The organism is Priestia sp. SB1 (assembly GCF_038898415.1).
This window is the reverse complement of the sequence record NZ_JBBJSS010000009.1, coordinates 76,581-100,115: the sequence shown is the minus strand read 5'-3', so window position 1 is coordinate 100,115 and position 23,535 is coordinate 76,581. Positions and strand designations below refer to the sequence as shown.

At 37.5% G+C, this 23,535-nt stretch carries 19 protein-coding genes; 4 read left to right on the top strand and 15 right to left on the bottom strand.

The genetic code is table 11. From position 1 onward, the window contains the following. Positions 1 to 6: 6 nt before the first annotated feature. On the bottom strand, positions 7 to 999 hold the full coding sequence (locus WKH56_RS28285; RefSeq protein WP_033578716.1) for a thiamine pyrophosphate-dependent dehydrogenase E1 component subunit alpha: 993 nt from the start codon (positions 997 to 999) through the stop codon (positions 7 to 9). A gap of 456 nt (positions 1,000 to 1,455) precedes the next feature. On the opposite strand from WKH56_RS28285, the gene WKH56_RS28280 reads away from it, so the two are divergent. Then, positions 1,456 to 2,790: an ArsB/NhaD family transporter gene (locus tag WKH56_RS28280; protein WP_033579516.1), complete on the top strand. Its 1,335-nt coding sequence runs from the start codon at positions 1,456 to 1,458 to the stop codon at positions 2,788 to 2,790. 79 nt (positions 2,791 to 2,869) lie between these two features. Here the strand turns inward: WKH56_RS28280 and WKH56_RS28275 are convergent, their stop codons facing one another. The 3 genes from WKH56_RS28275 to WKH56_RS28265 all read right to left on the bottom strand — a co-directional run bounded on the left by WKH56_RS28275 (position 2,870) and on the right by WKH56_RS28265 (position 6,302). Further along, the gene (locus tag WKH56_RS28275) at positions 2,870 to 4,246 is read right to left on the bottom strand and encodes an NCS2 family permease (RefSeq protein WP_221833516.1); all 1,377 of its coding nucleotides are present in this window, start codon (positions 4,244 to 4,246) and stop codon (positions 2,870 to 2,872) included. Between the two features lie 255 nt (positions 4,247 to 4,501). Beyond that, positions 4,502 to 4,828 (bottom strand): Na-translocating system protein MpsC family protein, encoded by a 327-nt coding sequence (locus WKH56_RS28270; RefSeq protein WP_014460548.1) that lies wholly within the window; start codon positions 4,826 to 4,828, stop codon positions 4,502 to 4,504. Positions 4,829 to 4,865: 37 nt separating this feature from the next. Continuing rightward, positions 4,866 to 6,302 carry an NAD(P)-binding domain-containing protein gene (locus WKH56_RS28265; RefSeq protein WP_168760654.1) on the bottom strand — a complete coding sequence of 479 codons (1,437 nt, stop codon included), beginning with the start codon at positions 6,300 to 6,302 and terminating at the stop codon, positions 4,866 to 4,868. 391 nt (positions 6,303 to 6,693) lie between these two features. On the opposite strand from WKH56_RS28265, the gene WKH56_RS28260 reads away from it, so the two are divergent. After that, positions 6,694 to 7,596: a COX15/CtaA family protein gene (locus WKH56_RS28260; protein ID WP_221833518.1), complete on the top strand. Its 903-nt coding sequence runs from the start codon at positions 6,694 to 6,696 to the stop codon at positions 7,594 to 7,596. A 44-nt stretch (positions 7,597 to 7,640) separates the two neighbouring features. On the opposite strand, the gene WKH56_RS28255 is transcribed toward WKH56_RS28260, so the two are convergent. From WKH56_RS28255 to xylA, 9 genes are all read right to left on the bottom strand, one after another. After that, on the bottom strand, positions 7,641 to 8,525 hold the full coding sequence (locus WKH56_RS28255) for an SDR family oxidoreductase (protein ID WP_016763765.1): 885 nt from the start codon (positions 8,523 to 8,525) through the stop codon (positions 7,641 to 7,643). Between the two features lie 339 nt (positions 8,526 to 8,864). After that, on the bottom strand, positions 8,865 to 9,359 hold the full coding sequence (locus WKH56_RS28250; RefSeq protein WP_063247227.1) for a universal stress protein: 495 nt from the start codon (positions 9,357 to 9,359) through the stop codon (positions 8,865 to 8,867). 150 nt (positions 9,360 to 9,509) lie between these two features. Next, entirely contained in the window at positions 9,510 to 9,806 is a 297-nt protein-coding gene (gene cyoD / locus WKH56_RS28245; RefSeq protein WP_033578712.1) for a cytochrome o ubiquinol oxidase subunit IV, read from the bottom strand. Beyond that, positions 9,807 to 10,406 carry a cytochrome o ubiquinol oxidase subunit III gene (cyoC, locus tag WKH56_RS28240; protein ID WP_028413718.1) on the bottom strand — a complete coding sequence of 200 codons (600 nt, stop codon included), beginning with the start codon at positions 10,404 to 10,406 and terminating at the stop codon, positions 9,807 to 9,809. A 1-nt stretch (position 10,407) separates the two neighbouring features. Continuing rightward, complete coding sequence (gene qoxB / locus WKH56_RS28235; protein ID WP_063247225.1) at positions 10,408 to 12,375, bottom strand: cytochrome aa3 quinol oxidase subunit I; 1,968 nt, start codon at positions 12,373 to 12,375, stop codon at positions 10,408 to 10,410. Between the two features lies 1 nt (position 12,376). After that, the gene (locus WKH56_RS28230; RefSeq protein WP_221833694.1) at positions 12,377 to 13,315 is read right to left on the bottom strand and encodes a cytochrome c oxidase subunit II; all 939 of its coding nucleotides are present in this window, start codon (positions 13,313 to 13,315) and stop codon (positions 12,377 to 12,379) included. A gap of 737 nt (positions 13,316 to 14,052) precedes the next feature. Next, positions 14,053 to 15,474, bottom strand: a complete 1,422-nt coding sequence (gene xylE / locus WKH56_RS28225; protein WP_034264608.1) for a D-xylose transporter XylE — start codon at positions 15,472 to 15,474, stop codon at positions 14,053 to 14,055. A gap of 301 nt (positions 15,475 to 15,775) precedes the next feature. Then, a complete protein-coding gene (gene xylB, locus WKH56_RS28220; protein ID WP_221833520.1) occupies positions 15,776 to 17,278 on the bottom strand; it encodes a xylulokinase in 1,503 nt (500 codons plus the stop codon). Positions 17,279 to 17,336: 58 nt separating this feature from the next. Then, positions 17,337 to 18,674 carry a xylose isomerase gene (gene xylA, locus WKH56_RS28215; RefSeq protein ID WP_034264614.1) on the bottom strand — a complete coding sequence of 446 codons (1,338 nt, stop codon included), beginning with the start codon at positions 18,672 to 18,674 and terminating at the stop codon, positions 17,337 to 17,339. Positions 18,675 to 18,908: 234 nt separating this feature from the next. Here xylA and xylR point away from each other — a divergent pair, with 234 nt between their 5' ends. After that, on the top strand, positions 18,909 to 20,066 hold the full coding sequence (gene xylR, locus WKH56_RS28210) for a transcriptional repressor XylR (RefSeq protein WP_275211814.1): 1,158 nt from the start codon (positions 18,909 to 18,911) through the stop codon (positions 20,064 to 20,066). A gap of 268 nt (positions 20,067 to 20,334) precedes the next feature. Here xylR and WKH56_RS28205 read toward each other — a convergent pair whose 3' ends face one another. Beyond that, positions 20,335 to 21,231 (bottom strand): TetR/AcrR family transcriptional regulator, encoded by an 897-nt coding sequence (locus tag WKH56_RS28205; protein ID WP_221833539.1) that lies wholly within the window; start codon positions 21,229 to 21,231, stop codon positions 20,335 to 20,337. Between the two features lie 267 nt (positions 21,232 to 21,498). Between WKH56_RS28205 and WKH56_RS28200 the strand changes: the two genes are divergently transcribed. Then, positions 21,499 to 22,731: a cytochrome P450 gene (locus WKH56_RS28200; protein ID WP_221833541.1), complete on the top strand. Its 1,233-nt coding sequence runs from the start codon at positions 21,499 to 21,501 to the stop codon at positions 22,729 to 22,731. Between the two features lie 202 nt (positions 22,732 to 22,933). On the opposite strand, the gene WKH56_RS28195 is transcribed toward WKH56_RS28200, so the two are convergent. Beyond that, complete coding sequence (locus WKH56_RS28195) at positions 22,934 to 23,398, bottom strand: hypothetical protein (RefSeq protein WP_099330852.1); 465 nt, start codon at positions 23,396 to 23,398, stop codon at positions 22,934 to 22,936. Between the last annotated feature and the right edge of the window lie 137 nt (positions 23,399 to 23,535).

Here is a 23,535-nt window from a genome sequence, read left to right as displayed (position 1 = left end):
CTTTAATTAGTAAGATACATAAACATCTGTTAATAGTTCGGAAGCATCAGGATAATCGCTTGTTTCTGCTAGCTCAACTGCGCGTTTTACTGCTTTTTCTACGTCACTTTCAATATCTCTAAGCTCTTTTTCTGTTACTACTTGTTCTGAAAGCAAATAGTTTTCAAAAAGAGCAATCGCATCTTTTTCCTGAAGATGTTCTTTCTTTTCACTGCCTGATTTATACGTTTGTGCGTCGCCTTCGAAATGCCCGTAATTTCGATACGTTACACATTCAATTAACGTTGGGCCTTCCCCTCTGCGAGCTCGTTGAATCGCTTCAGCAGCTGCTTCATAAACAGCCATCACGTCTTTTCCATCCACTCGCACGCCTGGAATATTGTAAGATGCGGCACGGTCTGCAATCGTGCTGCAGCTTGAAGCATAAGAAAAGGGAGTTGCCTCTCCGTAGCCATTATTCTCAGCAACAAAAACAACAGGCAGTTTCCAAATGGCTGCTAAGTTAATTCCTTCATGAAACGTTCCTTCATTGCCCGCTCCGTCTCCAAAAAAGCAAACGCTTACATCTTTTGTCTTTTTATATTTAGCAGTTAAAGCAGAACCACATGCAAGCGGAAATCCTCCTCCTACAATTCCATTTGCTCCTAAAATTCCTTTATCTAAATCCGCGATATGCATAGATCCGCCTTTTCCTTTGCCTAACCCGGTTACCTTCCCAAATAGTTCAGCCATCATTCCATCTAAATCGCCGCCTTTAGCAATACAATGACCGTGTCCACGATGAGTGCTCGTAATACTGTCACTGTCATTAAGGTGAGCGCACATTCCAACCGCTATCGCTTCTTCACCTGCATACAGATGAACAAAACCAGGCAGTACACCTTTTGCAAAAATTTGATGTACTTCATCTTCAAACTTTCGAATTTCTACCATTTTCTGATACATCCAGCTGGCTTTTTCTTTCGTAAGCTTTTCTGTTTTATTTTGAGCAGTTTTCATTATGGTAAGCCTCCTCATTTGATTATCAAACTTCACTTAATTACTCTTGCAAGTACCGTGCCAACATGAAAACCGCTTTATCTTAGCAATCCATTGTTTTATTTGTTCTCACAAAGTTAGACAAAATTGGATACTGTTCCAACTTTGTCTAACTTTGTCCGATATTAGAGGAATCAATTATGTAAACTGAATTTAAGGTGCATAATAAGCGTGTGGGTTGAAAATCACATGAATAATTAGCAAGAAAGCTTTTATGTAAATATGATATAATGCTGAAGGAATCGTCTTCATTTTGAAGAACACCAAAGCTTTTAAAGGAGGTTGGTTAAAGGAAAGCGGATTTTATAGAAGTTTTACCGTAAAGTTGGATGTAAATTAAACGATGAAAGATGAGGTGAAAACCTGGACAACATCCAAAGTTCTCGTCACTAGATGACATATCGCCAGGTTACTGTTATGCACAATGCAATTCAACACATTACAAGTTTTCATGTATACGCAGCCATTATTATATTTATCATTACATATTTTTTGATTATGACCGAGAAGATCAATCGCGCTTCAGCAGCTCTTTTAGGTGCTATATTGATGATTTTGTTAGGTATTGTTGACTTTAATAAGGCCATTATGGAGCATATTCAATGGGAAACGATTGTCCTGCTTATGGGTATGATGATTTTAGTCGGCATCACAAACAAAACAGGCGTGTTTCAATACGCAGCCATCAAGTCTGCTAAAATTGCTAAAGGTGATCCGGTTCGAATTCTAGTTATTTTATCGATTTTAACAGGCGTCGGATCAGCTTTTTTAGACAATGTGACAACCGTGTTATTAATTGTTCCGGTTACATTTTCGATTACTACTATTTTAAACATTAATCCTTTTCCGTTTCTTATATCAGAAGTGCTGTTTTCAAATATTGGAGGAACGGCAACTTTAATAGGCGACCCCCCTAATATCATGATTGGGGCAGCGAATCCTCACCTTGATTTTAATGCTTTTTTATTAAATTTAACTCCTGCAGTGCTGATTATCGGTGTTGTTACGCTGGGGATTCTTGTTCTTATCTATCGTAAAAAGTTAAAAGTAGAAGATAGTAAAAAGCAAGAGTTAATGAGTTTAAATGAAAAAGATTATATTCAAGATTCTGTTTTAATGAAAAAATCGTTAACTGTATTAGTATTAACGATTCTAGGTTTTACCCTGCATTCTGTTTTGCACATTGATGCGGCTATGGTAGCCATTACAGGTGCTGCTGTACTACTGGTAATTGGATTAAGAACTCATGATGAAGTAGAAAGCGCATTTGATTCTGTTGAATGGACAACCATTATTTTCTTTGCAGGTTTGTTTGTTCTTGTCGGAGGCTTAATCGATGTAGGCATTATTAAAAAGCTGGCTGCTGGCGCGTTGAACGTTACAGACGGCAATATCGCACTCTCAGCTTATCTCATTTTGTGGATTAGTGGCATTGCCTCAGCTGTTATTGATAACATTCCTTTTGTTGCTACAATGATTCCACTTATTCAAGATATGGCTCATGGAATGGGAATGAGCCCTGATTCTGCTCAAATCAATGTACTATGGTGGTCATTGGCTCTAGGAGCATGTTTGGGAGGAAACGGTACGTTAATTGGAGCATCTGCCAACGTCATTGTAGCTGGCATGGCTGTAAAAAAAGGACATAAATTTTCGTTTATGGACTTTTTGAAAATTGGAGCTCCAATTATGCTTGTATCTCTTTTAATTTCAACGTTATATATCTTCCTTCGCTATCTTTTATTTCTGTAAGGGAGAGAGATTAAAATCTACACGATCAGTAAAAAAGACTTCTCAGCTGAGAAGTCTTTTTTGCTCTAGATATATGCGTTCAAGCAGCCCAGATGAAGTTGATAATAAAAGCGGCGCTAATGATATACATAATCCAATGGATTTCTTTCGCCTTGCCGGCTAACAATTTAACGAACGTATAAGATAAAAACCCTAGCGCTAAGCCTTCGCCGATACTAAACGTTAACGGCATCAAAATAATGGTGCAAAAAGCAGGTACAGCATCTGTTATTTCGTCGAGAGGAATGTTTTTAATTTCTGTTAACATGAGAGCTCCAACCATAATTAAAATAGGCGCTGTAGCAAAAGCAGGAATAATGCTGATCAATGGAGTGAACAAAATACTGACTAAAAACAGCATGGCAACAACCAGTGCTTTAAGACCCGTTTTGCCTCCTTCTGCAATTCCCGCCGCGTTTTCTACATACGCGTTCATTGCGGTAGATCCCATAGCAGCACTGGCTACAGTCGCAAGAGAATCTGCCATAAGCGCTTTATCTAACCCTTTAATTTCTCCTTTTTCATCCATTAGTCCAGCTTTTTTAGATAATCCAATCATCGATCCTAAATTATCAAATAGCTCCACAAGCGTAAATGAAAAAATAATAGAGAAAAGACCGTAGTGGAGAGCAGATTTAATATCCATTTGTAAAAAAGTTTCTGACATGCTTGGCATTGAAAACGACACAACGCTGCTGATGCTTTTAGGTGCTTCTACTATGCCCAGCGCCATCCCTGCAATTGATACTAGTAAAATACTAATCAAAGCAGCTCCTTTAATTTTTCGAGCAGTTAATACAGTTACCGCGATAAAACCTAATAAAGCAAGTAATGGGCCCGGTTTTGTCAGTTGTCCAAGCGCTACTAAATTTTCTTTGTTGCTTACAATAATTCCAGCTTGCTTAAAACCGATAAAAGCAATAAATAGACCGATTCCAACGGAAATAGCACTTTTTAAAATAGCGGGTATCCCTTCAATAATCTTCTTGCGTAAGCCTGTTATGGTTAAAATAAAAAATACAACCCCAGAAATAAATACGGCTCCTAAACCTGTTTGCCACGTTAACCCTTCACCCAATACCACTGTATACGTAAAAAAAGCGTTTAGCCCCATTCCTGGTGCAACTGCAATAGGCATGTTCGCCCACAGTGCAAACAAAAGAGTTGCAAAAACAGTGGCAAAAATTGTTGCCGCAATTGCCGCTTCTTTTGGAATGCCTGCATCTGCTAAAATCGTCGGATTAACAAAGATAATATAGCTCATCGTCACAAAAGTCGTAATTCCCGCAAGAATTTCTGTTTTTACATCTGTTTTACGTTCTGTTAAATGAAACAGCTTATCTACCCATGAAGGATTAGGTGCTGATTTTTTTATTAGTTCCATATGATGAGTTTCAACTTTTTCATTTATCGCCACTTGCTTTTCACTCCTTTAATGATCGATTGGATTTTTTTAACTAGTTTTTACAGCCGCTTTATCAACAAGTGTATATTCAGTCATTTCCCCACTCCTTTTTTATGAAAATATGTATAAAAAGAGCCGTGAAAACAGAAGGAAACCCTTCTATCTTCACGGCTCTTTGCTTCTGTAAACAGAAGATAAGCATCCGTCTTTTACGTTTTTTGCAAAACCAACGATTTCATCGAACGTTTTGCCATTTATATAGAGAAGTTATTTAAAGCAAATAACCGTACAAGAATTCTCAGTAGCAGGATCATAATCTCTAAATAAAGAAGTGACCTGGATATCGAATAATAGCTCCACTTTTTGCTTTAGCATTTTTTTATATTTAGTCGACAAAGCCGCATCAAGAGACATCACTAATTCTTTATATTCTTCACTGAGGGCGTCTAGCGCTGGCATTCTTTTTGATTGAGCTAGTATAAGAATTTTATTATCAATAATATCTATTTTTTGAGTATTCACGCCTACATTAAAAATTTCTTGGCTAATTTGAGTATACAAAGTAGCTATCTTCTTTTTAGAGATCGGCTCCATATGCTTCACCTTTTTCATTGTTAAAAATGTAGTTTTATTATGTTGTTTTCACTTGATTAGCGTCTTTTGACCAGCTGCCGATAAATTCAGGCTCATTATAGTCAAAGAAATTGGTTAAATTCTCATGGCGGTTATCAATAAAAAGCTGATTGGCGACTTCTGATACGAGCTTCGGTATCGCATATTTCAGCCCTGAAAGAGCGGAAGCAGAAATTCCACAGCTAATTAAAGCGGAATAATTAAAAGCAAAAAGGCCATATACCATTTTTTGACCTTCCCCATTGCGATTTGAAAAAGCAAAGCCATTACTAAGGTAAGGGTGGGCATCCAATACTGGATTGGCAATTTCATGCGGTGCTTTGTAATAATCGCTCCAGCGGGCGATGTGTTTTTCAACAAGACGTAATTCTGGACGAAGAGCCGGATCTGTTAGAAGGCCTGTGCTAATAATTAAATAGTCAAATGTAAAGACTCCCTGAGGAGTTGTTACAACTGCTTTGTCCTGTTTTCCCTCGACATCGAGCCACGGTGCATGTACGTGCAAATGAAAACCTGGCCATGAGGAAGCGCGTCCAAATGTATCATTCGTAGGCGGCTGATTGTATTCGAAAAAATGAGCCATTACTTCATATTTTTCAGCATCTGACAGAGCATGAAAACGCTCAATCATTCCTGAAGCTTCCATTTGTCTGATTGGATTAATGCGCGGAAGTTCTTTTCGGCGAACAAATACATGAGCTTCAGCAACCCCTTCAGAAAGCGCATAGTTGGCATTGTCAAACGCGGAAGCTCCTCCTCCTAAAACAGCTACTTTTTTGTTCTTTAACGTAGTAAAATCAATCGTTTGGGAAGTATGAGAATAAAGATGAGGCGGCAATTTTTCAGAAATCATAGGCGGGACATGCCACTCTCCTCCTCCTTGAATTCCTGTAGCTAGTATAACTTTACGTGCCATCAGTGTAGGACACGAAGCTCCATTCCCTTCAATATGCAAGCGATGAATACCTGTTTCCGTCGGCTCAATTAACGTTAATTTTATTTCATTTGCCACAGGAAGGTTAAGAATACTCCGGTACCAGCGTAAATAATTCATCCAGTCTCCTCTTGGAATTTTGTCAAGAGCTTCCCAGCCCTCTGAGCCAAATTGTGCTTCCCACCACGCTTGAAACGTAAGCGAAGGCATACCTAAATCGATAGATGTTAAGTTTTTGGGCGTTCTCAGCGTAATCATTCGTGCATACGTTTCCCACGGACCTTCTAAACCCGAACGGTTTTCATCAATAACAAGAATATTTGACACGCGTTCTCGCAGCAAGCCAAAAGCCGTTCCTAAACCGCTTTGACCTCCTCCAATAATGATTACATCGTATACGTGTCCACTTTTAGGGATAATTGGCTGTGCTTCTGTTGGTTTCCTGAAAGAAAGGTAAGAAAGATCGGTTTCTACTCTTTTATTTAAAGCTTCTAAGCTCATCGTTATCTCTCCTTTCAATAAAGTTTCTCCGTGATAAAAAAGTTTATTTTATATCTAACATAAAATGATAGGTTTTATAACATCATTTGATTTATATTTATATTATCACTTTTGGAATATGATTGTATCTCCATTCTCTCTAAAGTTTTTTTTGCAAATTGTATAAAATCACTAATATAATTTTTTATATCTTATGTATGAAAGCATATTTACATTGTTTAAAAGAAAAAAACCATTACAAAGCTTAGTGAAGAAAGCTTTTCTGACATCAAATTTAAGGAAAACATGTGCGAGTTTGTGACAGTTATTTGTTAATTACGTTCTACTACTTGACTATCGTATTCATCAAATCTATAGTCATAATTAGTAACTCAACAAAGGGAGTCAACGTATGAGAAATTTATTTAAAATAACAGCTATATTTACAACGATTGTTATGTTTATTTTAATGATTGCCGGCAGTCTGGTCACAACCACAGGGTCTGGATTAGGGTGCGGAAACGAGTGGCCACTATGTAACGGGCAGTTAATACCCGAATACGCAGTAGCAACAATGATTGAATATACGCATCGTTTGATTACCGCATTTGCAGGTCTTCTTGTTTTAGCATTTTCTATTTGGGCTTGGATTCGTTATCGCAGAAACCGTGAAGTGAAAATTTTAGCGATCATGAGTATTGCATTTATCGTTATCGAGTCGTTGCTCGGGGCTTCTGCCGTTATCTGGCCTCAGTCAGCTGAGGCGCTAGCCCTGCATTTCGGTCTTTCGCTTATTGCGTTTACCGGTGTATTTTTACTTTCAATATTTGTTATTCAAAAGGACCGTTCGGATCATTTTATTAAAGGAGCCGTTACAGGCAAATTTAGATGGCTCACATGGTTTACGCTTATATTTACCTACTGCGATATTTATTTAGGTGCATATGTGCGTCACAAAGGTGCAAGCTTAGCGTGTACAAGCTTTCCGGCTTGTTATGGCAACACTCTTATTCCAAAGCTATCAGGAACAACAGGCATTCACTTTGCTCACCGATTTGCTGCTCTTGTGCTGTTTGTTCTTATCATTTGGATTATGGTATCTGCTATCAAACAGTATAAAGAAACTCGCCGTGATATTTACTACGCGTCCATCATTGCAGTTGCTTTAACCTTTGCTCAAATATTTAGCGGTATCTTTGTTGTCATGTCTCGTTTAAATGTCTTTGCTACACTGTCTCACTCGGCATTTATTACAGCGTTATTCGCTACGCTTAGCTACATTTGTGTACAAACTTTAAAAGGTAAAAGACGATAAAACAAAAAAACACGTGCAGTTCATAACTGCACGTGTTTTTTGTTTTAAGCTAGTTCTATTCCGCCTGTAATTCCGTAAACTTGAGCTGTTACGTAGCTTGCATCCGTTGAAGCTAAAAATACGTATACATTTGCTAACTCTACCGGCTGACCAGCACGCTGCAAAGGTGTATCTTGTCCAAAGCCTGGAATAGCGTCGCTTGGCTGCCCTCCAGAAATTTGAAGCGGCGTCCAGATAGGTCCTGGAGCAACGGAGTTAACGCGAATACCTTTTGGAGCTAATTGCTTGGCTAGTCCGCGAGTGAATCCGTTAATGGCAAACTTTGTAGCTGCATAATCTAATAAATTAGGACTTGGGCTATAGCCTTGTACAGAACTTGTGGTAATAATAGAAGCACCTGCCGGTAAATAAGGCAGCGCTGCTTTTACGGTCCAATATAAAGAGAATACATTTACTTCAAAGGTTTTGCGCAGCTGATCCGTTTCTAAATCAGCAAGATCTTCTACTGCCTGCTGTTTACCTGCTACGAGCGCTAAAACGTCTAATCCATCTAATTCTTTATAAGCTTTTTCTACTAGCTCCTTGCAAAAAGATTCTTCGCCTACATCACCAGGTATGAGTACTGCTTTTCTGCCTTCTGCCTCAATAAGCTTTTTTACTTCTTCTGCATCAGCTTGCTCTTGTGGCAAGTAATTAAGCGCAACGTCCGCTCCTTCTCTTGCGTAAGCGATAGCTGCTGCTCGGCCAATACCTGAATCTCCACCTGTCACAAGAGCTTTTCTGCCTTTTAATTTACCTGCACCTATGTAACTGTTCTCCCCGCAGTCTGGGATGACGTTCATTTCTTTTTGTACACCAGGCGGTTCTTGATACTGTTTTGGATAGTCTTCATGGAAATATTGAGTTAATGGATTATTTAACTTTGACATATTCGTCACTCCTTTATAAATCAACCTTAACCAACTAAGGAAAAGTTTTCTATATACTTGTTTTTCCCCTCTTCTTCTTTCATAAACATGTTTGATGTGCTCTACTATCCTCACCTTTCTTTCTGCCATTCCCCTTCAATCAACAGCTGGATACATGAAAACTACATTCACCATCACAATAAAAAAATCCGAACGAGTCACGTTCTCTCTTGAGAACCTTGACTCCTTGTTCAGATCTTCTTTTAACTAAAATACGTTCCCCCCCTCTTTAAATAAATGAAATAGTGAGAGCTTTGTATTTTGCTGTGCACAACAAGTTTTATTTCTCGTCTGTGCCTGCTACTCTGTTAGTTCTACTTGTAAAGGCTTTGATTCCTCTTCAGCTTCTTTAGGGGTGCGAACGATTAACACATCACATTTGGCATAGCGCAAAATATGCTGAGATACACTTCCGATTAAGATACGCTCTACCGCGTTTAACCCGGTTGCACCGCATACAATTAAATCAACGTGCTTATCGGGAGCAATTTTTTTAGATATTTTTGTTTTAGGAGAACCGTGTTCAATTAAGGGCTCGACTTTCGTTACTCCAGCCTTAATGGCTAGGTTACTATAGTTGGTTAAAAGTTCTTCAGCAAATTTCTCTGCATCTTGAAAGCGTGTATCCGTATAAAATGCATAAGGTGATGGACTTAACGCCTGTATGTCGATAACGTGACAAATTATCAAATGAGCGTTATTTTTTTTCGCACTGTTAACTGCTTTTTTGAATGCCCACTCCGCTTCTACAGAACCGTCTACTGCTACGAGGATGTTACGATAAGCCATATTCATCATAATCTCTCCTTTAACATTCATTTATAAAGAACTTTCTTTGCTACACTTTTATTGTACTTCTTGCGCAAGCGAAAGTATGTGATTTTTATCACAAGTTATAGAAATTAATAAAAAATGGAGCCGCGCACATCGTACACGGCTCCATTTTTATTGAACTTGAGAGTTAAAAGTCATTATCCAAATAGATCCTGCTACAATCGTAATAACAAAAACGATTCCAAGTATCAAAGCCATCACATTATAACGAGGCTTCTCTCCGTCTTTAATATGCATAAAGAAAAACAATTGAACGAAAAATTGAAGCACGGCCATTCCTAGAATGCTAGCTAGTAATATATTTTTAGCAAGCACGTGGTTTAATACCAGCAGCAGAGGAATAACGGTTAAAATAATTGAGAAAATAAATCCGGTTGTATAAGCTTTTAACGACCCGTGGTTCTCCATCTACATCACCCCCATTAAATATACAACCGTATAAAGGAAGATCCAGACAGCATCAAGAAAATGCCAGTATAAGCTGATAATCGTCACTTTTCGTTTTGTTATAGAGGTAATTCCGTATCGTTTTAACTGGATTGTAATTGAAATCATCCAAATGATTCCGACAGAGACGTGCAGCCCGTGCGTACTAACCAGCGTGTAGAAAGCCGTGAAAAATGCGCTCGTAGAAATGGTTGCTCCTTCGTGAACCATTGTTTGAAATTCATGAATTTCAAGTCCAACAAAGCATACACCTAAAAGCAGAGTTACGATTAGCCAGCCAATTAAAGGCTTTATTTTTCCTTTGTGCATGCTTAACACGGCCAATCCGCTTGTAAAGCTGCTCGTTAATAAGATAAACGTTTCAGAAACAAATCCTGGGACTTCAAAAAATTCCTTTCCTGTAAGGCCTCCGGCAGTATGATTAACAAGAACGGCATACGTAGCAAATAATGCTCCAAATAAGATACAGTCCGTTACGAGGAAAAGCCAAAAACCCATAACTTTGATTTCTTCATCATGTTCATGATGATGTTCTTCGTGGTGCGCTGTCGCATATGCCATGTTACCCGACCCTCCCTACTGAATTTTCTGTATGTCGAATTTCATCCACAGGGATATAATAGTCCGAGTTGTATTGAAAAGAACGAGCTAGTAAACAAGCTCCTACTCCTGTCAAACCGAATATCGCTACCCATACCCAGTGGAACGTTAAGCCAAAACCAGCAATAAACCAGAAAACCGACATGATAAATGGAATACCTGAATTCTTAGGCATATGAATTGGAGAAAAAGCCGCTGTTTCCTTCGCTTTTTTCTTTTTTCTTTCTTCTTTTATCGTCCACCACGCATCTTGCCCTGTTACTGTTGGAATCACTGCAAAATTGTAGTGCGGCGGCGGTGAAGGAATGGACCATTCTAATGTACGGCCATTCCAAGGATCTCCTGTTACATCTCGTTCTCCGTACTTAATGCCATGAAGAATCTGCCATGCTTGAAAGATAAACCCTATGCCCATAAAGAAGGCTCCCACTGTAGAGATAACGTTCAGCGGTCCCCATCCCATGTCAAAATCGTACGTATAAATACGGCGTGTCATTCCCATAAATCCTAATGCATATTGAGGCATGAAGCATACGTAAAAACCAATATTCCACGTCCAAAACGCCCATTTACCAAGACGGTCATTTAGTTTAAAGCCAAACATTTTTGGCCACCAATAGTACAAACCTGCAAAAAAGCCGAATACAACGCCTCCAATTAACACTTGGTGAAAGTGTGCAACTAAAAAGTAGCTATTATGATACTGATAGTCTGCGGGAGCTGCTGAAAGCATAACACCCGTTGCTCCTCCCACAACAAAGCACGGGATAAAAGCAATTGTCCATAGCATCGGCTGGGTCATTTGAATACGGCCGCGGAACATTGTAAATAACCAGTTGAACACTTTAACACCCGTTGGAATCCCGATGGCCATCGTGGTAATAGCAAAAAACACATTTACATTAGCACCTGCACCCATCGTAAAGAAATGATGCACCCATGTGAAATACGATAGAACGCTAATAATCATCATTGAAAAAACCATAGATTTATAGCCAAATATCTTCTTTTGAGAAAACGTTGCAACAATTTCAGAAAAAATGCCGAATGCCGGAAGCACAACAATATACACTTCAGGATGTCCCCACATCCAAATTAAGTTAATGTACATCATCGGATTTCCACCGCCGGTCATGGTAAACAAGTGTCCGTCAAAGAAGCGGTCGATAAACAATAAAGCAAGCGTTACGGTTAATACAGGAAACGCGAAAATGATAATAATACAGCTTGCTAGAACAGACCACGTGAATAGCGGCATATGCATAAGTTTCATGCCAGGCGCACGCATTTTTAAAATGGTCATAATAAAATTAATTCCAGAAGCCAAGCTGCCAATACCTGATATTTGAATGCCCCAAATATAAAAATCTTGACCTGGTCCAGGACTGAACTGCATGCCAGAAAGCGGCGGATAACTCAACCACCCTGCATCTGGCGATCCTCCGATTACAAACGACAAATTGAAAAGCATGGCGCCAAAGAAAAATAGCCAAAAGCTTACCGCGTTTAAAAAAGGATAGGCGACATCTCTTGCTCCAATTTGAAGCGGCACAACGATATTAAAGAAAGCAAACATAAGCGGCATTGCCATAAATAGAATCATAATGGTTCCGTGCGTAGTAAAAATTTCGTTGTAATGATTAGAATCTAGAAAATGCCACTGAGGGAATGCTAGTTGCATACGCATCAATAATGCATCTACTCCGCCTCGAAACAGCATTAACAATGAAGAAAGCATATACATGATTCCAATTTTTTTATGATCCACCGTTGTGAGCCACTCACGCCATAGCCACTTCCACTTTTTAAGATACGTAAGAACAAAAATAATACCGGCTAGTGTTAACAATACGGCGACATCGGCTCCGTAAATCATTGGCTCCCCTGTCACAAAAAAATGAGATGAAAAATCTTTTAATTTGTCTAACAACTTAGTTTCCTCCTTCCTGGTGCTCGTGCTGTGTATGTGCTTGTTCATCAGAAGCCACATTCATTGTCTTCATGTCTTCATTTTTCATATGGTGATGCTGACTATAATATTGACCACCGTTTTTAATGACAGTTTCTTGGAACAAACCTTTAGGAATGGTAGAATACGATTTCTCTAAAGAAAGACCTTGTTTTGCAAGACTGTTATAATCAGCTTTTGTTAAAGCTGGTGCTGTTTCTTTTACTTGCCTTACCCACTGATTAAATTCTTTTGTCGATGTAGATTTAACTTTAAAGTTCATATGAGCGAACCCTTCACCCGTAAAATTAGCACCTGAACCAAAATATTCTCCCTTGTGATTAGCTTGCAGCCAAAGCCCCATGGCCATTCCCGGCATTGTATATAATTGTCCTCCCAGCTGGGGTACCCAAAAAGAATTCATAGGTGCATCTGACGTTAGCACGAATTGAACGGGCACATTCTTTGGAATTTCGACATAATTGACTGTCGCAATATCTTGATCCGGATATTGGAATAACCATTTCCAATCAAGAGACGTTACTTCAATCGTTAGCGGCTTTACATCTTTTTTCGGCGGATCTACTAATTCATAAGTCGTCTTGGCCGTAGCGAAACCTAAAATGCCAATAATAATAATAGGGATGCCCCACCAAATAAATTCAAGACGCTTGCTATCGTCCCAATCTGGTCGATACGGAGCCTTGTTTCCAGGCTTATCACGGTAGCGTAAAACGATATACACAAGCAGACCTAAAACAGGAATAACGACAATTGCGCATAAAATTATGGAAAAAATAATTAACTGGTATTCTTTTTGAGCTACCGCCCCCTGCGGATTTAAAATCAAATAACGACTATCACAGCCTGCTAAAAAAATTGTAATGAATACGGAGAGAATGATTAACTTGCCAATATGCATTGATTTTTGCTTTCTCACCTCAGCTCAGGCTCCCTTCCTTTAAATCTCTGTACATAATAATGGTATATAAACGTTCATATTAGAGATGCATCTCAACAGATCAAAAGGCTAAAAACCTCCTAACATATTGAAGTTTGTCATGACATATTGCTTACTTCTAAAAAATTATCATGTTGTATGTTTAAAAGGTGTGATATTTCTCACACTTGAAGCGATTTTTATCTAGTTTAAATGGCTTTACCATAATTTCGTCACATATTTGGTTAAATGTGGTGTGAAATATCTTTCTCCTAGCGCGTAGATTCTGATAAAAGTAAAAAAGCTCTTCCAGTTCTTATTAACTGGAAGAGCTTTTTGGGAGTAATGAAGTATGGAGCTTTATTTCTTACTAGTTTGTTTGCTTTACTTGCTGAAACATCCAATCAATCATTTTCTGATTCCGATACGTTGGAACCCATGAAGCATGGTCATACTTTAATTCTTTAGGATATTCCGTATATAGCGGATGCCCCCCAGATCTTTTGTAAATTCATTGCACCGTTATTTATATTTACGATAAAACACTCCTCATAAAAAAACTATATTTCTATTTTTAAAGAGGCTTATCACTATAGCAATATCCTTTAAAAAAGCTATCCACTTTCTTCATAAAGGTTACATATTAAAAACACCTAAAGATAATTTAGGTGTTTTTGAAAGTTTTATATTCATCTTTCCTCTAAGCAAAAGCTTAATGGTTATATGGCCTTCTTACTCTTTGAAGCCTCTTGTTTTTTTCTCCACATATTTTCCATTTGTTCAAGAGTTCTACCTTTTGTTTCAGGAACAAATTTCCAAACAAATAAAGCAGAAAGTACACTCATTAAACCGTAGAAACCATATGTCAATCCTCCGCTATATTCCATCATCACAGGATACGTAGAGGAAATAAAATAGTTAGCTGCCCATTGAGCAGCTACGGCAATAGCTACAGCACGACCTCTAATTTTATTAGGAAAAATCTCTGAAATGAGCACCCAACAAATTGGCCCCCATGACATCATAAAGGAAGCTGTATAAATAATGATAAATACAAGCGTCCCTATACCAATGATGTTTGAAAAAGCCATGCTTGCTACACCGAACATTCCAATGGCCATTCCGATAGACCCTGTTATTAATAAAGGTTTTCTTCCCAAACGATCAACTGTCAAAATTGCAATTACTGTAAAAATAACATTTACTAATCCCATAATAATGGTTTGCAGCATAGAAGAACCTTTAGCTGCTCCCATGCTTTCAAAAATACGCGGAGCATAATATAGAGCTACATTGATTCCTACAAACTGTTGAAATACAGAAAGCAGTATACCTACAACGATAACTAATTTTCCATATGCCAATAATTTTCCAGACGAAACATTGGTAGAAATTGTTTGTTTAATATCTTCTAAAATTGATTTCGCTTCTGAAGACCCATTAATTTTAGTTAGTATGGCTAAAGCTTTTTGATCTTGATTCTGTATAGCTAAGTAGCGAGGCGTTTCAGGAACTAAAAACAAGAGTGATGCAAAGAGTAAAGCTGGAATAGCTCCTGAAGCAAACATGTATCTCCAACCCACATCATTAATCCATTCTAAGGTTTCCCCATTTGCAATACCCCAATTCACGAAGTAAACGACTAACATTCCAAAAATAATCATAAATTGATTGAATGATACCAATCTGCCGCGAATATCTGCCGGTGCAATTTCTCCTATATAGATGGGACAAATGGCTGATGCTAAGCCAACACCAATCCCACCTATAATGCGGTAGAAGTTAAAAGCTAGTAACAAAGAGAGTGTCGGTTCCCCTTTTGTGAAAAATAAAAACTCAGGATAAGAAGCTCCTAACGCTGAGACTATAAAAAGAATAGCTGCTAGTATAAGTGATTGTTTGCGTCCTAGTTTCGTCGCAAAATAACCAGATACCAATCCTCCAATAATACATCCTATCAAAGCACTTGATACAGTAACACCATGTGCTAAAGATCCTAACCCTAAGCTGTCAATAAGATACACCTTTAATGATTCTTCAGCTCCAGATATTACAGCTGTATCATATCCAAACAGTAACCCTCCGATAGCGGCAACTAAGGTAATAGAAAAAATATATAATGAGTTTCGATTTTGTTTCATGCGTTGTTAAAAGCAGTTAGTTAAAAGTAACAGTAGAAGTTCTATTTCTAACTGAGTTCGCACTTATTTGAATGCGTTTTCAAATTCTTGGAACACAAAAGAAATTTTCGTCGTCTATTCGACTAACTGCTCTTATCCTCCCCTCCAATGTACGTATTTTTCTAGTGAATCAAATCTTACTACAGCATTTTCTATACTTCCTTTTGTGTCAGGTATATCGATATACAACCATAATCAATTGATACAAGCTACTTTCATATGAAGCTCTTTTTTAAAGGAAGATTGCATATTTTGCAACCTATTATTTCCTTTTAAATTCGCCTAGCTTTTTACTTAAGTCGTTTGTTTGAAGGTAGACTTCTTTATATAATTCATAAAGCTGTTTATAGACTTGTACATGTTCTGCATTAGGATAATATGTTTTCGACGAGGTAATAAATACGTTTGCACACTCTTCCAATGAGTTATACCAGCCACAGCCATAAGCTGCTAGCATGGCTGCTCCTAACGCTGGGCCTTGTTCAGTAGACAACTTTACGATTTTTGCATTAAAAACGTCTGCTTGAATTTGAAGCCAATGATCATTTTTTGCTCCTCCGCCAATTGATACAATAGACGTAATTTCCTTTCCGCTTTCTCGAAAGATTTCAATTGATTCACTTAATGAAAACGTAATACCTTCAATAACTGCTCGCGTAAAGTCTCTCTTTTTATGAGAGGCGTCCATTCCTACAAAACTTCCCCGAATCGTAGCATCTGCATGGGGTGTACGTTCCCCAACTAAGTAAGGGGTAAATAAAAGGCCGTTTGATCCGATTGGTACATTTTTTAGGTCAGCCAACAATTCTTCAAACGTGTCGTTTTCCGCGAAATTTTCCTTAAACCAGCTTAAACTGTGACCCGCAGATAGCGTAACGCCCATCGTATAAAAGGCATTTTCTTTTCCATGATTAAAATAATGGACTTTTCCATTAAAGTCTCTATCGCTTCGTTCCTCATAAGAAAGAACAACACCCGATGTCCCAATGCTACATAGTGTTTCCCCTGGCGATAAAATGCCGGCGCCAATTGCACCGCAAGCATTATCAGCTCCACCTGCAAATACTTTTGTTGAAGTAGCTAACCCCGTTTTTTGAGAGAATGATTCACTGATATTGCCTATGCATTCACTAGATTCGACTAGTGGCGGACAAAGGTTAATATTGACTCCTACTAATTGGCAAAGCTCACCATCCCATTTTTTCTTGCTGATGTTTAATAATAATGTACCGGCAGCATCTGAATATTCACTATGAATAAAGCCAGTCATCTTAAAACGCAAATAGTCTTTGGGCAGCATAAATACAGCTGTTTTTTCAAATATCTCCGGTTCATACTCTTTTACCCACAATAACTTAGGAAGAGTAAATCCTTCTAAAGCCTGGTTTTTTGTTATTTCTAAAAGAAGTTTTTCTCCAATCACTTTATAGAGATGATGACATTGTTCTGTTGTTCTTGTGTCATTCCACAAAATGGCGTTACGTAATAGGTTATAGTTTTCATCCAGCAGCACAAGGCCATGCATCTGTCCAGAATAACTAATTCCTTCTATATCTTCGGGTTTTATATTGGCGTTAGCAATTAATTCATTTAAAGCACTAGCCGTCTGCTGAACCCATTCTTCTGGATTCTGTTCGCTATACCCTGTTTTTTCATGAAGGAGAGGATAATTCTTAGAAACCACAGCGCAAATTTCGCCTTTCGTATCAACTAAAACCGTTTTTACCGCACTTGTTCCTAGGTCAATTCCAATTACATATTTCATCTTAATACCTCCGCGTTTATAAACGAGAGTAGAAATCGCTTCTACTCTCGTTTGTCCTTTAAACTTCCAAAATATATTGATTTAAAATGGCCTTTAATCGTTCTTGTCTTCCTGATTTATTCACAATATTCGGATTTTTAAACGCGTACTGCTCCAGTGTATGGAAGTTAGCTTTTCCTTCCACAATCTCAAGCCCAATTCCCTCTTTAAAGCTGCTGTAGCGCTCGTTGATAACATTTTCGAAAACACGATCTTCTACTAATTTATGTGCTACTTTCAATCCTCGAGCAAACGCATCCATTCCTGCTACATGAGCATAGAGTAAATCGTCTTGTTCAAAAGAACCTCTGCGTACTTTGGCATCAAAGTTTAATCCTCCGCTTCCCAGCCCTCCATTTTGCAGGATTTCATACATTGCTAGCGTTGTAGAATATAAATCCGTTGGGAATTCATCTGTATCCCAGCCTAAAAGAGGGTCACCTTGGTTTGCATCCACCGATCCTAAGAAGCCTTGTACTCTAGCTACTCGTAATTCGTGTTCAAATGTATGCCCAGCTAACGTTGCGTGGTTAGCTTCTAGATTAAGTTTGAAGTATTTATCTAATCCGTATTGTCTTAAAAATGAAATAGTTGTTGCTGCATCGGTATCATACTGATGTGTCGTAGGCTCTTTAGGTTTAGGTTCAATTAAAAACTGCCCCGTATATCCAATTTCGGTTGCGTAATCTACAGCCATATGCATAAATCTAGCTAAGTTATCTAACTCTAACTGTAAATTTGTGTTAAGTAGTGTTTCATATCCCTCACGGCCGCCCCAGAATACATAATTTTCTGCGCCTAGTTCTTTTGCTGTTTCAAGCCCCTTTTTTACTTGAGCCGCTGCATAAGCAAATACATCTGCATTACAAGAAGTAGCTGCACCATGAACGAACCGGGGATTTGTAAACATATTCGCTGTGTTCCATAATAGCTTTACGTTACTTGTTTGCATGTATTCTTTGATCATAGTGACGATAACATCAAGATTTTTATTTGTTTCTTGCAACGTACTGCCCTCAGGAGCAATGTCTCGATCATGAAATGCGAAGAATGGAACATTTAATGTTTCAAAAAGTTGAAAAGCTGCCTCAACTCTCGCTTTTGCTAAATCCATTCCATCATATCTATCCCAAGATCTTTGCATAGTAGCTGCGCCAAAAGGATCCGTACCATCTGCTGTAAACGTGTGCCAGTAAGCAACAGAAAAACGCAGCTGATCTTTCATCGTTTTACCGCCTACTACTTCTTCAGGGTTATAGTATTTAAAAGCTAAAGGATTTTTAGAATCTTTACCTTCATATAAAGTTTTGTTTACGCTTTCAAAAAAATTAATTTTATTAGTACTAGTTTGGACCATTTGTCATTTCCCCCTTTGATTTAAGTGAACAAGTTTATCCATCAACTATCTTATTTGAGTTAGTTTGTTTATCCAATAAACTAACTTTATCTCATCATATACAAAATAAATGTTTATTTCAATGTTTTTTTTAGAAAATTTAGTTATAATATTAGATATGATACTTTTAAATATCTAATTCAACCTTCTAAAAACGCCAACTTAGTTCGATAGATAAACAAAGGAGTGGTTATTATTCAAATTGCAGATCAAGCTTTAGTAAAAAAAATGAATCAAAAATTAATATTAGATGAAATTTTAAAGAACTCCCCTGTCTCCAGGGTAACTCTCTCTGAGATTACAGGATTAAACAAGTCAACTGTCTCCTCCCAAGTAAATACCCTGCTTGAAAAAGATTTTATTTTTGAAATTGGGGCAGGGCAATCTAGAGGCGGCAGAAGACCTGTAATGCTTGTTTTTAATAAGAATGCAGGCTACTCGATTGGTATTGATATAGGAGTCGACTATCTTAACGGAATTCTAACCGACTTAGAAGGAAATATTATTCTCGAGAAGACTTCTGACTTGTCTAGTTCTTCCGCTAGTGAAGTAAAAGAGATTTTATTTGCACTTATTCATGGTTTTGTAACCCATATGCCTGAGTCCCCTTATGGTCTAGTCGGAATAGGAATTTGTGTTCCAGGCCTTGTAGATCGTCATCAGCAAATTATTTTCATGCCTAACTTAAATTGGAATATCAAAGATTTGCAGTTTTTAATTGAGAGTGAGTTTAATGTTCCAGTTTTTGTTGAAAATGAAGCTAATGCAGGAGCATACGGTGAAAAAGTATTTGGTATGACAAAAAACTATGAAAACATCGTTTACATCAGTATTAATGTCGGAATTGGAACTGGACTTGTTATTAACAACGAATTGTATAAAGGTGTTCAGGGTTTTTCTGGGGAAATGGGTCATATGACGATAGATTTTAATGGCCCCAAATGTAGCTGTGGAAATCGAGGCTGTTGGGAATTATATGCTTCTGAAAAAGCGTTACTGGCTTCGCTCTCTAAAGAAGAAAAGAATATTTCTCGAAAAGAGATTGTGGAACGCGCAAATAAAAATGATGTAGAAATGTTAAATGCACTTCAAAACTTTGGCTTTTATATCGGAATTGGATTAACCAATATTCTTAATACATTTGATGTAGAAGCTGTTATCTTGAGAAATCATATAATTGAATCTCATCCCATTGTTTTAAATACGATTAAAAACGAAGTTTCTTCTAGAGTCCATTCTCATTTAGACAATAAATGTGAACTACTGCCTTCTTCGTTAGGAAAAAATGCACCTGCTTTAGGAGCGGTTTCTATCGTTATTGATTCTTTTTTAAGTGTTACCCCTATAAGTTAGTTAAGTGAACGCAAAGGTTAGCAAACTATATCACGTTTGATCTTAAGAATGAAGGAGCTACTTTCGATTAATTGATTTTCTATAAAAGGGAAAGAATTACCCTCTTCTATTAAGAGTGTTATGTCTGTCTCCACCCTCACCTTTTCATCCCATGCAGCCAGTCACCTATCATAACGGCAACTGGCTGTTTATATGTTTTATAGGCAATCTTCTCTTTCTTATATGACGCAGAGCCTTGACTGTTAGTTTAGCTCATGTGCTTTTTAAATTATGAAGAATGTCTTGTCAGAGTAGTTACGACTTCCTTATATTCCTCTAGCTCTTTGGTCTGGGCGAGAGTATTGATTTTCTCTAGCGATAAAAGAGAACTCTGAATAATGAATGTGCGAGGCTCCGTATCATTTTGCAGCAATTCATCCGATATAAACGTAACAAATTCTAGACTTCTCTTTCGTTCCTCTTCATTTGTTAATTTATTTTCAATCACCCGTTTTAACTTCGCAGTTACACGCGTCAGATCTGTCGAAAAATGACTTTCTGTTTTCTTATTAAATACCGCAGAGTAAACGGAAGGGTTAAATAACTGTTCTTTTTGTTCTGCTACTTCGATTATGATTTCCTCTGTACGCTTCATGCAATAATGGACAATTTGTTCAATAGGTAATGGATAGTCCATCGCTTTGTTCATTTTAAACATATTGTTAAGCATTCCTTCTAGCAGCACAGCTCCATCAAATAAATAAGGAGAAGTCTTAGATGGAAAAACCTGCTGAAAACGTTCATATATCCAGTTGAATGTTGCAGCTTTTAATTCCTCTATATAATGAAATGTTTTAACTTCATTTAAAACGAGTGTACTTTCAATCATTTCAGGAATTTTGTTTTGCTCTGCAAAGTTCATCATAAAGATCATCTGTTCTTGAAATCCCTTCTGATTATCCTCTCTATATTCAATGGCTACTTTTTCTCTTTGTAGAATAAGTGATTCTTGCAGAGACGAAAGTAATGAAATAAGCAGTTCGCTTTTAGATGAGAAATATTTATAAAATGTTCCTTTTGAAATCCCGCTTCTTTCTAATATATCTTGTACCGAAGTGTCTACGTATCCTTTTTCCATAAAAAGCTGGTGCGTATGCCCTAAAATATCGAGCTGTTTTTGATTCATTTCTGTTACTCCTCTGTTTACAATTTACTTTTTATTTAGTATAACTTATCTGCCTTTTCCTACGTTAATTTTATCCTTTTTCCTTGATAACCAAGTAAAAATAATTATATACTATTAGTACATTTTTATACATTTAGTATAAAAATGTACTAATAGTATAGGTTGATTCGACAAAGTAACTATTTATCTAGCAAGTGACAACTACTGAGCGCTATGTAGTTAGTAAATTCCAAATCTATACCTATTCTGAAGGAGGAATAAGATCATATGAACAAAGAAGTCATTCCCGTTACAGAAATTCCAAAATTTCAATCACGTGCAGAAGAGTTTTTCCCTATCCAATGGTATAAAGAAATGTTGAACAACTCCCCCGTTTATTTTCATGAAGAAACAAACACATGGAATGTATTCCAATACGAACATGTTAAACAAGTCTTGAGCAACTACGAATTTTTTTCAAGCGATGGACAAAGAACCACTATTTTTGTTGGAGATAATAGCAAGAAAAAAAGCACATCTCCAATCACCAACCTTACAAACTTAAATCCTCCTGACCACCGGAAAGCGCGATCTTTGCTTGCTGCCGCCTTTACTCCTCGCAGTTTAAAGAACTGGGAGCCGCGAATCAAACAAATTGCAGCAGGCCTTGTAGAAGCGATACAAAAAAATGCAACTATTAATATTGTTGAAGATTTATCTTCTCCTTTTCCTAGTTTAGTTATAGCAGATTTATTCGGCGTACCGGTAAAAGACCGATATCAGTTCAAAAAGTGGGTAGATATTCTTTTTCAGCCTTATGACCAAGAAAGATTAAAAGAGATTGAACAAGAAAAGCAACGTGCAGGAGCTGAATATTTTCAATATCTCTACCCGATTGTCGTTGAAAAGCGCTCCAACCTTTCTGATGATATTATTTCAGACTTAATTCAAGCCGAAGTTGATGGTGAAACATTCACAGATGAAGAAATTGTACACGCTACCATGCTGCTTCTAGGTGCAGGCGTTGAAACCACAAGTCACGCCATTGCAAATATGTTTTATTCTTTTTTATATGACGACGAGTCGTTATACAGCGAGCTGAGAAACAATAGAGAATTAGCTCCAAAAGCCATAGAAGAAATGCTTCGATATCGGTTTCATATCTCCAGACGAGATCGCACGGTTAAACAAGATAACGAGCTATTAGGCGTTAAACTAAAAAAAGGAGATGTCGTTATTGCGTGGATGAGTGCGTGTAATATGGATGAAAATATGTTTGAAAACCCTTTTTCTGTAGACATTCATCGTCCAACTAATAAAAAGCACTTAACGTTCGGAAACGGACCTCATTTTTGTTTGGGCGCCCCTCTTGCACGACTTGAAATGACAATTATCTTAGAAGCATTTTTAGAGGCCTTTTCTCATATCGAACCATTTGAAGATTTTGAATTAGAACCGCATTTAACAGCTTCAGCTACGGGTCAATCTTTAACATACTTGCCCATGACGGTTTACAAATAAAGGTTATGTACGTAATAAAGCAGAGAAACGTGAAAGAGATTTACCTTCTCCGTCACGCTTCTCTTTTTGTTATTCCACTATTTATTGGACTTTTAGTATCTTTGCTAAGTATTTATGTAGTACACTTGAAGGTCTTCAATACCATTTACAATTGGCAGTAAGCGACACTTAAATGCCGATGAGCTCGTTAACGAACTATCACCTATTGTCTTCTCTGCCTTAAAACATCTTCTATAAAATGCTGATACAAATAATTAATAAAAGCAGTCGCAATCGAGATGAGAAAAAGTTGAAAGCGCGTCATGTTTACCATTTTATATACCTTCAGTTTTTCTGCCAAACTGGTCAAGGGATAAGCAAATAGATAGTCAAATAGGATGTTAATTAACAAATATTTTTTGAAATTCCCATAGGTCAGCTTGAATACCCAAAAATTAGCTATAAAAAACGGTCCAAATATAAAAGAAACGTCGCTTGAAAGTTTAGGGAAAAGAGGTTTCCTCACTTTCCACCATGTAAAGCTTTTAGATAACTCACTGATAAAAGCAATAACTAATGAACTAAATGTTAAAACAGGTAGGTATCTTTTAAAGACAAATTTATCAACTTTTATTATAGACAGCCAAGGCAATAAAAGTACTGCCAAAAGCGTTAACTTTCCTTTCATTATGTACCCAACTCCTGCCGTTACGAAAATGTAAGCTAAATCATATTCTCTTTAGTTTGTGTAATAGGCTCTTTTTTATGTGTTTATTACACTGCGTTCGTTCTTTTATTCGTCTTTTATTACAAGATTTTTTGCTT